Annotated in this window: 4 protein-coding genes and 5 pseudogenes; 4 read left to right on the top strand and 5 right to left on the bottom strand. The window is 56.2% G+C overall.

What is annotated here, in order from left to right; all coding sequences use genetic code 11:
• On the bottom strand, positions 1–203 hold a 203-nt coding region (locus YU9_RS0121040), incomplete at its 3' end, for an IS630 transposase-related protein (protein WP_036017695.1).
• 98 nt (positions 204–301) lie between these two features.
• Between YU9_RS0121040 and YU9_RS46010 the strand changes: the two are divergent.
• Positions 302–490, top strand: a pseudogene (locus YU9_RS46010) (DNA -binding domain-containing protein); the annotation flags it as partial.
• A gap of 241 nt (positions 491–731) precedes the next feature.
• Here YU9_RS46010 and YU9_RS46005 read toward each other — a convergent pair.
• Together YU9_RS46005 and YU9_RS51120 are read right to left on the bottom strand one after the other, a co-directional pair.
• Positions 732–1,665 (bottom strand): annotated as a pseudogene (locus YU9_RS46005) (LysR family transcriptional regulator).
• A 224-nt stretch (positions 1,666–1,889) separates the two neighbouring features.
• Positions 1,890–2,000 (bottom strand): annotated as a pseudogene (locus YU9_RS51120) (transposase); the annotation flags it as partial.
• Positions 2,001–2,175: 175 nt separating this feature from the next.
• Here YU9_RS51120 and ald point away from each other — a divergent pair.
• Together ald and YU9_RS49135 are read left to right on the top strand one after the other, a co-directional pair.
• The gene (gene ald, locus YU9_RS0121030; RefSeq protein WP_027574573.1) at positions 2,176–3,288 is read left to right on the top strand and encodes an alanine dehydrogenase; all 1,113 of its coding nucleotides are present in this window, start codon (positions 2,176–2,178) and stop codon (positions 3,286–3,288) included.
• 341 nt (positions 3,289–3,629) lie between these two features.
• Complete coding sequence (locus YU9_RS49135; protein WP_084299025.1) at positions 3,630–6,812, top strand: metallophosphoesterase; 3,183 nt, start codon at positions 3,630–3,632, stop codon at positions 6,810–6,812.
• 390 nt (positions 6,813–7,202) lie between these two features.
• Here YU9_RS49135 and YU9_RS46000 read toward each other — a convergent pair.
• A pseudogene (locus tag YU9_RS46000) lies at positions 7,203–8,304 on the bottom strand (IS3 family transposase).
• A gap of 1,576 nt (positions 8,305–9,880) precedes the next feature.
• On the opposite strand from YU9_RS46000, the gene YU9_RS0121000 reads away from it, so the two are divergent.
• The gene (locus tag YU9_RS0121000; protein ID WP_245266462.1) at positions 9,881–10,192 is read left to right on the top strand and encodes a hypothetical protein; all 312 of its coding nucleotides are present in this window, start codon (positions 9,881–9,883) and stop codon (positions 10,190–10,192) included.
• 239 nt (positions 10,193–10,431) lie between these two features.
• Here YU9_RS0121000 and YU9_RS45990 read toward each other — a convergent pair.
• Positions 10,432–10,956, bottom strand: a pseudogene (locus YU9_RS45990) (5-methyltetrahydropteroyltriglutamate--homocysteine S-methyltransferase); the annotation flags it as partial.
• Between the last annotated feature and the right edge of the window lie 2,356 nt (positions 10,957–13,312).

Genomic DNA, 13,312 nt, shown 5'->3' with positions numbered 1-13,312 from the left:
GCGTGGTCTCCCGAAATTGCCTTCGGCTTGTAGCCGCCCATCTGGCTAGGCTCAACGCTGCCGGTCTTCTCGACCCGCTGCATCCAGCCGATGGCTGTGCTGATCGCCACTCCAAATCGCTTGGCGGCCTGATTGCGGGACATCCCGCCCTTGATCGCGGCCACAACACGCTTGCGTAGATCCAGAGAATAAGGCTTGCCCATCCATGCTGGCCTCCGCCCAGCCAGCATGGTGAATCAGAAATACACTGATTTGGGAATCCCAAATCGATTCAAACTAACCCCATCCCGCTTTAGACGGATGGCAGGAAGGAAATAGCTACCGCCAAATCGCGCAGAGCCTGTTTGGAAGCCATCGTATTGCCGAGCGCGCCTGGAAAACAGACGATTTGCGCAGCCGAACCATTCGACTTGTTAAGCTGGGGCGGCGCCTCATGCGCCTTCGCTGGCGAGCATTGCTCGACAAACGCAGGGGCAGGGATGACAAGTAAAGGGTTGCGGCGAAATAAGTGGCCGACATTCCGCTCTGTCAGCCAATTCTTCTCCTGCCATGGCACGATGGCAGCCAGGATAAGGTCCTTGCGCTCCGACGTCTAACTGTCGGAGTCGCTGCACCAGAGCGGCGCCATCTCCGTAGGCTTTGACGACTGTGCTCGAGGTTTTCTTAAGTTGCGCGCTGTCAACTTGAGCATTGATCTCCCGCTGTACCGGATTGAGGGGCACCGCTAGACCTCAGGCTGCTTGCGCAGGTGCGACCTTTTTGCAAAGATGAGCCAGCCATCGGCAAAAACGCGCCATTTCGGGGTGCGCGCTGCGATCTACGGCATAGGCGCGATATTTTGCATGCCACTTGGAGCACGGGTCCCAGGGATGACTTGCAAAGCGCCCCTCGCACTAGGTCACTGACGATGATTTCCGGCGCGACAAGAAGGCATTTTCCTGTCATGACGGCCGGCAGAGCAAGATAGTTGTGATCATACCGCGCGCCTGGTCGTATGTCGCTTGAAGACAGGTTCATGGCCCTGAGCCATGTCGGCAGGATGTCCGGGCGGGAGGTGATGTTCAGTATAACGGTTGAGCGAACAATCGAGAGCTCTTTGCCCGCGACGAGATTTCGCGGGCCGACACACACCAGCTCCTCTTTGTAGATCTCCCAACTGTCGGCGGGCTCGATGACGGAAAGATCCCGTGTAATCAAACTATCGAAATCATCCGAAGATGTGGGCGGCGCCAGGGAGCTGACAATGTCCACGATAAGGCCACCCGATTCGGAAGAGAAAGCCTGCAGATTTGGAATAAGAAGAGAGAAAGCAAAGGTCGATAGTGAGGTGCGGACCACAATCCGATTCGTTCCTGCGCCTGCACGGCGTTGCATTCTCTTCGCGGTGAAGCTGACGGTTTCGAGCGGCTCAGACACTGCGTTTGCGAATAGCCTGCCGAACTCGGTCAAATCGCAGCCCCGTCCACGCCGCTCGATGAGATCAGCACCCAGATAATCCCGCAGTACAGCCAAATAACGGCTGACCGAACTTTGCGTTGTTCCCAAAGTGGTGGCCGCGCGCGTGACGCTGCCTTCGCGGGCAACGGTCACAAACGCGCGGACGGCATTTAAAGGAACTTCCTCGTCTTGAGTCGCCATTGTCTGCTCCGGTGCCGGAATGAACATCCATCACAATATTCGATGCCCACAGCCGGATCGCCGCGTATATGGGGCGGCCACGTATGAGATCCACGTGGGAGCGTGATAGCTGCGCCAGGACCGCACAAGATCTGCGTCTCAGTTGGTGTTCGTCAGGCGCTAAGTCCTTTTGCCGTGTGCCGGCTTGGGCTTGCGACCTTTAGGTAAGCCTGCAGGTGGCGGCACATGGTCCCTAAATCGGGGTCCATTCCATCCTCCAGCTGGCGCAGCCGCTTCATCTCCGAAGGCATCAGGCCCGTATACTTCTTCTTCCAATTGAAATACGTCGCCTGGCTGATCCCGGCCTTACGGCCCACCCCGGCTGGTCATCCATCCCTTATGCTTGCCCATCGACATTGCCGTATCTGTCCCATTCGCTCGCTTAAAATCCTGCACGGTTGACCGGAAAATCGTGGAATTTCCGCGCGACTTGGCTTCACTTTCGCAAGTTTGCATCGCGATTCCCACTAGAAGAGGTCGTCGAAGAGGAGATTGCAAATGAAGGTCGGTGTTCCTAAGGAGATCAAGACGCTTGAATACCGCGTGGGCCTGACCCCTGCCGCTGTTCGCGAATATGTGGCCGCAGGCCACAGCGTGCTGGTCGAGACAGCGGCCGGTGCCGGCATCGGCGCCACAGACGACCATTACCGCAAGGCCGGCGCGACGATCTTGGACTCCGCTCGCGAGGTCTTTGCGTCGAGCGAGATGATCGTAAAGGTCAAGGAGCCGCAGCCCTCGGAATGGACCCAGCTGCGGGAGAACCAGATTCTCTTCACATATCTGCATCTGGCGCCGGACCCGGAGCAGGCTCAGGGTCTCATGAAGTCCGGTTGTACCGCCATTGCATACGAGACAGTTACTGGTGCGGCTGGCGGGCTTCCGCTGCTTGCGCCGATGAGCGAGGTTGCGGGCAGGCTTTCCATTGAAGCTGCGGGTGCGGCGCTGAGGCGATACGCAGGCGGGCGGGGGCTGTTGATCGGCGGCGTGCCCGGAGTCCAGCCGGCCCGTATCGTTGTGATCGGAGGCGGGGTTGTTGGTGCGCATGCGGCACGGATGGCAGCGGGATTGGGCGCCGAGGTCACGATCCTCGATCGTTCGATTCCTCGGCTTCGCGAACTCGACGAGCTATTCGAGGGGCGCGTTCGCACCAGGTTCTCGACCATAGACGCCGTTGAGGACGAAGTATTTGCCGCGGACGTTGTCATTGGTGCGGTGCTCGTTCCCGGCGCCAGCGCGCCGAAGCTGGTCGGTCGCGGCATGTTGAGCTCAATGCGCAAGGGCTCCGTCATCGTGGATGTAGCTATCGATCAAGGCGGATGCTTCGAGACCTCGCGTCCAACGACGCACGCGGATCCGACTTACGAGGTGGACGGCGTCGTTCATTACTGCGTCGCAAATATGCCCGGAGCTGTCCCGCTGACTTCAAGCCAGGCATTGAACAACGCCACGCTGCCCTTTGGCTTGGCTCTCGCCAACAAGGGATTTTCAGCTGTGCTCGAGAATCCGCATCTGGGCGCGGGCCTCAATGTCTATCGGGGCCGGCTGACTTATAAGGCGGTGGCCGAGAGTCTGGGCCTACCCTTCTCATCGATCGAACAGGCCGCGGCCTGATCCCAGTGGTCCCCATGGGGACGTTTCCTCCCTCACTTGGGCCACTCCTTCGGAGTGGCCCTTTTTCGAGGAGGGATGGCACAATTTCGAGCGAGAAAGTGTGACGTGGCCTCCGAAGGCAAAGGTCACACGTTCGAATCGTGTCGGGTGCGCCAGAGCTAGCGGCAGAACCCACTGAAGATGGAGACAAAATCTCGCAGCCTCAAATCACTTACACTGGGCGGTTGAGTTTCCCGCCCTACCAGTTCTTCCGAGAAATTGCCCAGCAGGCCTATCGTCCAACCAAAGGCTGCGCACGGAACTAGGCGCAGCTACTTGAGACTGACGGAAACCACATTGCCATGAAAGTACTGCACCTTTCCGACCTTCACCTTTCAGCAAAACACCACCACGACGAAGAAATCGTTCTAAAAGCGGCAATAGAAGCTATCGAGGCTCGTCGAGAAGAAAAAGGGGCATTTGATCTTGTCATCTTCTCAGGCGATCTCGTTCATCGAGGCGGTGACGAGAATGTTTTCCAAACAGCAAAATCGACTTTTATCAATCGCATTTTGGACGCTGCCGGAGTTACTGAAAGCCAATTAGTCATATGCCCCGGCAATCATGATATCGATCGAGAAGTAGTGAGAAAAGTCGGCTATATTGAAGCGGGCCTCCTGAAGACGCTTACCAACCGTAGCGATATTAATAAGTTCGTCGACGATCATTGGAGTCAACCTATATCCGCTGTACCCATGCCATTTGAGCGGCTCTCCGCGTTCTACCGTGATGTTTGGTCTGTTAATTCAGATAGTTGTATTTCGACTAACCTCTTTTTGAAAGCTCACATCCTCAACACAAATGACGGGGATGTTGGTGTCGCTTGTTTCAACACAGCGTGGCGCTGTACAGGTGAGGCGGGCGACGTCGATAAGGGCAACTTGATCCTAGGCGAAAGAGTTGTCGATCACGCCATTGAGCTCCTACGTTCTACCCGCATAAAGATTGGTGTCTTCCACCATCCCCTCCACTGGCTTAATGAATCTGACCAGGTTGCGGTTGAGTCCCGACTACAAGCAGAGTTTGATTTGCTGGCTTGCGGTCACATTCACCGTCCTGGCCCGGAGTTGCGTAAAACAACAATGGGAGACGCAATACTTTCTCAGGCTGGCTGCCTGTACGGACATCGCGAATGGTTCAACGGCTATAGCATTGTGGAGACTGACAGCGGTGATACCGCAACAGTTCGACTTTACGAGTACTCAGACCATCGTAGAAAGTTCTTGCCCGCGACCCGAGTGGCCGAGGAGGGCGCTGTTAAATACCCATTCTCCACTGCCGCATGCAGCTCCGCAAACACGCTTTCAGCAGTACTCCGGAAGGCCCGTCCCAACATCCGAAGGCTGGCGAACGATCAGATCGCGCTCGCAGGAACTGGTGAACAGGCGAGAGACATCGACGAACATTTTGTCTGCCCACCTCTTGGCAAGCTGTCCCAGGCAATACCAGCGGCTCAAGTCGTAGGCACACCTGAAACTGACCGAGAGAATTTGCTGAGCATCTTGAAAGGCAAACAAAACATTACTATCGTTGGGCGTTCGGAGCTGGGGAAGACCACTATCGCGCACTACATGGCCGTCAAGATTTCCGAGGGTTTAGGTGACCAAGCGCGGCTCCCGCTAATCGGAAAGTTTTCTGAAATTGACTCGAAGGACGGCAGTCTTTGGAGACTTTTTCGCAGTTACGCGAACGAAGTGTCGGACGGCTCCACCACGAAAGCATTCGTAGAAGGCAATCCGATATTCGCGATTGTCGATGACGTTGATCTATTCGACGAGACCCGTGTAAAAGCCCTCGGCTCGCTGATTACGAACCACGACAACGTCAGGTGGTGCCTATTTGTTCGAGCATTTGCGGGTTCCGAAACTTTTTCGAAGGCATCCGACCACGCTTTTCCAAACACCGAACAGTATGTCATCGGAGAACTGCGTCGCGGCGCTATCAGAGCTTTATCTGACACTTACTTCGTAAGTAAGGATGAGCAAGATCGGCGTTATCAAAGTCTGATGGAGCAGTTGCAACGAATTGGCCTGCCCAGAAGTGGATACGTCGTTTCGCTCATTCTATGGGCATTAAAAAACAGGTCGCAGGGCGAGCTCTTAAACGAAGCCGTCCTCCTACAGAACCTAATCGATCATATTTTGGGGCGCATGGACTATACGGGAGCGCTTCGCCGTGAATTTGACTTCACGATGAAATCTTTGGTTCTTCAGAATCTAGCCTTTCACTTCAAAACGAATGGTGAAGTCCAATCAAAGAATGAAATAGTTGCGTTCGTCATCGCCCTTCTCAAACGTAAAGGGCTTAGATATGACGCCGCGGAAATTGTTCGCGCCTTCATAAAGTGCGGCGTTTTGTATGAGGTCTCTGAAACTTTATCGTTCCGGTATCGGCGTTTCCAAGATTTCTTTCTGGCTGGGTATCTCCGAGATAACCCCGCGGACATTGAAGATATTTGCAAGGGCGAGCGCTGGCTCGATTTCACCAAAGAGCTAGATATTTACACAGCACGGTTTAGGCACGAGGAACAATTCCTCACATTTGGGCAGAAGATTATTGAGGGCATCAAGCGCCCCGAGCCTCCGCTCACCATAGAAGAAGTTGAGGACTATCTTTCAAAGGGGCAGAACTTAGACTTTACGCAGGCTCAACTCAGAAAAATGCGTAAACAGCCCATGACTGCTGAGAAGATCGATGAACTCATGGACAAGGCGGATCAGCGAATCGCTGAGAAACGGGAAAAGGAAGGGAGCGAGAAAGCCAAAACCGGACTCGAAGTCCGCAGCAATAGGATCATCAAGTTCTCTATGGCTGTGGAGATGTACAGCGAGTTCATTCGGAATCTTGAATTTGTTGATAAGGAGGTGAAGACAGCTCATCTCGAACATTGCCTATCTTGTTGGGAGACCATTCTTCGTGGGTTTCTTTCCGGCTTGAAGGAGGTCATCGATGATTTTGTTCACGATCTAGAAAATGGGGGGCAAGGCAGCTCAAAAGCCGTCGTAGCCAGAGTGAACAAGAAAGCAGGTAATTTCGCACCTGAAAGGCTTGCTCAACTGTTTAGGTTTATCGAGGGATCGCTCAAGCATCTCATGCCTACCGTTGTTGCTGAGATCGCTTACCAGAATCTTGGAAGCGAAAAGCTAGTCGATTTCATCGATGAGCAGATACGCAGCGAAAAGATGTCCGCAATACGAAAACTGCTATGTTGCTTCATACTGCTCGAAGTAGAAGCGCCTCTGGCTATATCGAGGATTAGCGAGTTCTACGGTTCGGAAGAAACGCCAAGATGGGTAACAGCTGTAATCACTCAACGGCTGTACAGCTACTACCAACAGCGACCTTTAGCTGGAAAGATGCGCACGAACTTCGAGGATCTTGTGGTCAAACTCGAAATGAGATTGGCTGGTGAATCTCGGCCAAGAGCGAGAGGAACCTATCTTTCCGCTCTCAAGAAGAAGGCATTCAAAGAGCCGAAATCCTGAGTCTCGAGCTGAACGCATGGCCCGCGAACGGCATCTCGCATGGATAGAGGCCACGGAGCAACGACTAGCGTCATAGTTCGCGCCGTTCTCAAACCCCAACTTGAGCCAATCCGAATAGCTCAGCATCTGCGGAGAAAAGTCATCGTAAACCGGGTTGTACTTTGTGATTGATCGATAAATCACAACTAAACTTTCCTCGACAGGGATGGTGGCCGTTTCGTATCGTGGCTCGCCGACTTTCACACTGCCGTGCTATCAGCCAGTTGATAGTCGTTTTCACCGGTCGCTCCACCTGCCTCCTGAATCTCAGCCAACTTGGAAAACGCCTTTACTTTCTGGTGCAGCGAGACCGAAGTGTGGACCACTCAGAACTAGAGTTTTGCGCCTCTGTCACGTTGGCGGGCTGGTTGCGCCGACGTGGGTGTGCAGCAAAATCGGCGGTCGATTGCCGATCGCGCCATGAGGCCGTTCTTCATTGTAGTATCTGCGCCAAGTCTCCACTTTTTTGGGCGTCCGCAAGGGACAGGAACCAGTGGGCGTTGAGGCATTCGGACCGGAAGCGGCCGTTGAAGGCCTCAATGAACGCGTTGTCGGTCGGGCTTTCCGGGCCGCGAGAAGTCCAGTGTGCCGCCGCGCTGGTAAGGCCAACAGGTCAAGATCGCGCGACACGAACTCGCTGCCTTGATCGACGCGGATCGTTGCCGGGAATCCCACTTCCTTGCAGGCCCTTTCCAGCACCTCCACGACATCAGTGCTGCGGAAGGTGAACCGTGGCGGCAGCGCCGGCGAGAAGCGAGAGAAGGTATCGACAATCGTGAGCACGCGCAGCTTGTGTCCGGTCGCCAACTGGTCATGGACGAAGTCCATCGCCCAGGTCTCGTTCGATCGCGTCGCCGGCCTGCGATCATCGCGCAGCTTGGCCTTGACCCGGCGCTTAGGCGTTTTGTTGCGCAATTGCAGGCCCAATTCACGATAGATGCGCCGCGTCTTGTTCTGGCCATGGCGCCAGCCGTCACGACGCAGCAGGACGTGAACACGACGATAACCGTAGCGAATACGAAGATGGCAGATCTCCTTGATCTTCTGTTCGAGGGGAGCCTGGCCGGGCGACGGGACTTGTAGTGATAGGTCGACCGATCGAACTCGAGGGCTTCGCAGGCCTTGCGGATCGAGACCTGCCACTCGCCACAGACCTCGTCGACCAGCTTGCGCTTCCGGCCAGGCTTCATAGCTTTCGGCGGATCACGTCCTGCAGCATCTCCTTGTCGAGCGACAGGTCCGCCACCAGCTTCTTCAGCTTGGCGTTCTCGTCCTCGAGCTGCTTCAATCGTCGCATCGCGGTCGGCAGCAGACCGTCGTATTTCTTCTTCCAATTGAAATAGGTCGCCTGGCTGATCCCGGCTTTGCGGCAGATCTCCGCCACCGTAAACCCGTCATAGCCTTGCTTCAGGATGAACGCCTTCTGGGCGTCCGAGAATTTTGAGGCCTTCATCGTTGTTCGCTCCTTCCCAGACGGGGACTCGATGCGAAAAACTGTAGCCATAAAAAGGCCCAGCACGGGGGCGAGCTGGGGCCTCACTTGGACGCCTGATTTTGCGGGGCGGGGACCACTAGGCTTGAAAATGGTTCTTAGCAAGGGTCTTGGTTCCATGGCCGAACTACTTGTCACCGCCTCCTTATTGCCCGCCAACGAACCTGGCGGGCCCTGGCCGTTATCGCTTTTAAGCCGGCGGTGCGTCACGAGCCGCTGTCGTGCTTGCTCTGAGTTCGGCGGCGGTATAGGCCATCGACCCACCAAGGGTAGTAGCTCGCGCCCGTTCCGGTCCATCAGTAATCGATTTGACTCTCGCCGGCGGCGCGCTTCGATAGAGGCACGCCCCCGCCCTGTCCGACGCCACACGCCCACGCAACCTGATGGCCGGCCGCGAAAGATCACCTCCGGCGAAATGCGTAGCATGGGCCTGCGCGGCATCGTGGTCTACTGCCACTGCGGCCACCACGGCCAATCGTTGGCCTGATGAGGTGCGCCTATCGCGCACTGTCTCTGCCAGGAGTGCGGGTATCGCGGCGCTGACGTTCGGCCGGACTTCCAGAGTGGAAACCAGAGGCTCGCAATAGAATCCGTGGCGGCCTCAGCATCGGGCCGGGGGGCGTAATGATGCTGAGGCCTCCGGACAGGCTCTTGCCCCGTGATACCGAGACCGTCGCCGTTCCGATAAGCCGGCTAACGAGATGAGGTTCCGCCCCTTCCTCTCAATCATCTCAAGTGTGGCGCGATTCCCACAAACGCATGTCGATCGAAAACACAAGGCCGCAGGCCCTGCTCTGGTACAAATCCTGCGGCCTTAGGCGCGACGTTCCGCACGATGGGCGCGGCGCTACGATCACTAGCACAGTGGCCCGCCAGCGTGAACCGGCGGATCAGCGGATAACGGCTGGGTGAACGAAACCATTTGCCGGTCCCGCCTAAGCAGTCTGCAAACAATCAGGCCTCAACCTTTTTCATTGGAAAGAGGGGGACTTCTGATGATTGTACTAAAAGCGCTCGTACTCGCCCTTGGTGCTGGGATCCTGTTTTGAATGTATTCGGGTGACTTGGGCTATGACGTAGCTCTCGCCATTGTGGCCTGCCTGTCATGACGAGAAAAGCCCGCCAGCGAGAACCGGTGGGCTGATTGCAACGGCCTGATTGGAGATCATCGTGCAAACTCAGAAAAGAAATAATTCAAAAAATAAGGAAGCCCGCCAGGTGGGTCGGCTAGCGGGCTCCCGACCCAAGGTCACCAGTCTCCACCTTGCGCCCTGCCCAATAGAGAAACGAAGTAGCTCTAGGAAATCTTAAGTTGATCTCCGCACCTGGGACGGGGGCCGTGGGGACATCCGCTGCATGGCTCAGAGGCAGGCCCGCCAGCTCGCCAGCCCCGGCCTTGCCTTGTCCTAATGCACGTTGAGCCTGCTGCGGAATATGAAATAGATCATATTGCTTGCCGGGACGGCTGCTATATGGTCGCCTTTACCGGGCTGGCGACATATTTCACTTAAGCCTTTTTCGCCCGGAGTTTTTGGCAATGAAGCCACAGGGGCCCCCTGCTGCGGCCTTTGTGCTGCCGGGCTGCTACCGCGATCTCATCGGCAACCTGCAAGGTCATCATTGCGACGGAGGACATATGCCCAAGGAACATTGCCTGATTGTTCGTGCTGCCGGGAAACAACTGGATCTGTTGAGGGGCGAGGCCGCGCGCATCGCGAAAGCGGCCAACGTGGGCTGGTGGACTGATCCTGCGGAGGTCGGCACTAGGTTTTGCTTTGAGGATGCCGAAGCGAAAAACTCATTCGCACTTATTTGCGACAGCTTCAATATTGCGAGCCAAGAAGGCTAGCTAGAAAAATCCGGCCGACCTGCGGCCGGCCGGAGTTGAGAGTTGGAGATTTAGCGACCGGGCTTCGATTACCGCCGAGATGCTGCTAGCTGAGTTGGACCTGGGCGTGGCAAGCGGCCGGAGGTGATCGTCTTGTCGCAGTCACGCCACATCCCGCCGACCAGCGAGAAATTGACGTGATAAGGCTTGCCGCTGTCGAAAGGGGGTACAGAAGTGCATCGGCAGTCTCCCTTGCGGAATTAGGGCACTGACGATTGAGGTTGCGGCCACATCAAGACGCGGCGAAGTTCGCGCGGGGCCGCGACCATGTTGACGAGCGCCGGGCGGACTTCCTCCCAACTGCGCGTCTTCAGACGGCGGTCCGGATTGATCCAGAGCTGCGAGTCCGACAGCCACTTTCGGACGAGGGTCATCAGCATTTTTCATCTCGGTGGGTATCAGGCACACGCGGCGAGTGGATATCGTAGACGCCGGGACCGATGTCGTTCGGATATTTGAAGCTGGTGAACGCGTCGAGCAGCTCCATCTTCGGGCGCGAGGTCTCGATCGAGATGACATCGGCGTCCATTGCCGCGATCCCGTCGATGATGGCATTGAACTCCGAATAGATATGTGGGTGTGGATCTGCGTGGCGTCAGCAACGCCCATGGTGCAGCTTCGGAAGCTCTCCTCCGCCCAGTTAAGATAGGTCTTCCACTCGGACCAGCGCAGCGGAAGGCCTTCGCGAAGCGCGGCTCGTCGATCTGGATTATGGTCGCGCGCGCGGAGTTTGAGCGCCAGGTCGAGATATATTGCAGGTGATCGATATCAGTGTGGCGCTATGATGCAGGGATTAGGCGCAATCCATTTCACCGACCCGACTGTTTGGCGGGCCCCAGCAACGATGACCTGGTCGCCCCCATCTTAATTCAGTGACGTGGCAGAGGAGCAGGATATGGCTAGTCATTTCTACCGAGCTCGTATGGGCGCGTATGTCGAGACATTGTTTCGACGCAGCAAACACGAGAAGCAGCAAACGAACTGGCTGCACTATAACTTGATGCAACTCGGGAATGAAATGCGATCCGAGCATTGGTCCAGCGCAGCGGACCAGCTAGTTCGGTCCGAGGCTATGTCTTCTTGCTGCGTGCCCGCTTCGGCTCGCGACCTTTAGGTAAGATAGCGGGTGGCGACGCACCCTTGGATGGTCGAACAAACAGCTCTGAGACCTCAACGGCGCGACTAGGCGGGCTGCATAGCTGATGTCGATCGTCTATCAACTGGAGCCGTCGCAGTTGGGTGCTGACTGGAGCTCAGCCGCCCCGTCGGCTCGATAGCGGTTCGATTCCGCTCACTGATTTGCGCAAACGGGCTTGAGCCAAAAGCAAGAATGCTGGCGCAGAGGGAGCCGTTGGTCTTCCGTTCAACGACATGGAAATCGCTGCCTCGAGAAATTAGCGGGTGCAAACCATCTAGATCGCAGTGACCGCCGTTCAGGCAATGTTAGAGGAGCCTTTAGCCTTGCATTAATGCGCGCTACCGACGCCTTACCCCCCCCCTCCACTCTCTGAGGCTGAAGCTTACCCGTACCGAAAAAATATCCGCGTGGACGCTCTGAACGACTTGACGAGCGGTGATCGGACGTAAGGTGGCTCTTAAGGCCTTGCTCGAGGTCCGGATCCTATATAGTTGTGATACATCATCATCTCAGCCCAGCCAAACTCCTCGGCTCGACGGCCATCCTATTCAGGATGCATTTGGTACGGCGCCGACGGCACTGAACCGGTGCAGGTGCGGGCAAAGCTTTCGATCTCACTAGGATGCTTCTTCTTTGGTTGCGCCTAACACGGCGCGGCTCGCCAAGCGCTCGTCCGTCGGACTGAGGCCAGGCTCCAGCCTCTCTCGAATAAATTGCCTCGCCATCCTCGAGCCTAGAGAGCAATTCCTGGCCTGAACATTCCGACCAGGCAGCTCGCGCAAGTTGCCTTTCTCTTGCCCTCTATGAACCGGGACGGCGAGTGCGTCAGTCCACATCTCGGCTAAAGCGTGTCACGACGAAGCTCATGATAACGTCTGCAATAAAAATGCCTGGCCCTTGCGGTCCCATTCAACTCTGATCCGATCGCTGACCTTACCGGCAAAGACAATATGAAAACCTGCTGCAATTGTCGGCGGCCGCCGACATTGCGCTGCTGTGACGCGTTTGCGACAAAAGCCTCGAACACGATCGATGTCGGCTCGAGGGATTCAGGCTCGCGCTGCTTGCATCGGCTCTTCATGAACTAGAAGGTCACGCCCTTCATCGTCCAGGCACTTGCCGCCGCTCAGCGCGCGGGATGCGAAGGTATTTCTGAAGGAGGCGGCAGCAGAGTTCGGGTAGCGGCAACGACGATCGCGAGTGAAGCAGAGCATTGCACAGTAGTGGAATTGGGTGAGTGTTGTCAATTTGCACTACCCGAACTGGGCGTTTTGGACGCAGGACCTCCACCATAAGCTTACGGAGGACTGCATACATATAGGTGTGTGCGCAACCAGCTTCGAAACGGGGGAAAGGAACGAACGCAATGGGGAACACCAATCGAAGTTTCGAACCTGTTGCAGATGCACGCGACCGACCGCGAGCCATCACCGATCAAAGAGTCATAAAATGGAGGGCGCTGGCCCCGAGAGGTCGAGGTTTCCACAGGATACGTGGAATGAGGCCGCGGATGGCCGCAGCAATAAGGCGCGCCCTGATCGTTTATGATCTTGACCGGTGCTGCGCAGTCTGGTGGATCTATCGCCTCCATTTCGGAATCACCGGCGACGTGATGTTGGGCCTTGCCGCGGTCACGGCCGCCCAGGAAAGATCCCGCTGCGCTATTTAGGAATCGTGACATCGAGTGCCTTCCAAACGGACTCGCCGACCGAACCAGCCGCAGGTTACGCGTTTGGCTGGCGGCAAAGTGCCTGACGAGGTCTTCATAGCTGTCAACCGCGCCTGGTGCTGGAGCATAAGCTTATTTTCTTCTGTGATCAGGGACATCTCTATGACGCCCAGCAAAAGCGCTTTTTGCTTCGGCTCGGCTCGCTGATACCGGATCCCATAATAGTGGATCCAACGGGAGGGCTTAACAGCCGTGAAGACGCTGCTTGCCCGCG

The organism is Bradyrhizobium sp. WSM1743, from assembly GCF_000473065.1.
Classification (GTDB): Bacteria; Pseudomonadota; Alphaproteobacteria; order Rhizobiales; family Xanthobacteraceae; genus Bradyrhizobium.
Note: the sequence above shows the minus strand (reverse complement) of the source record. Positions and strands in the feature narration are given on the sequence as shown.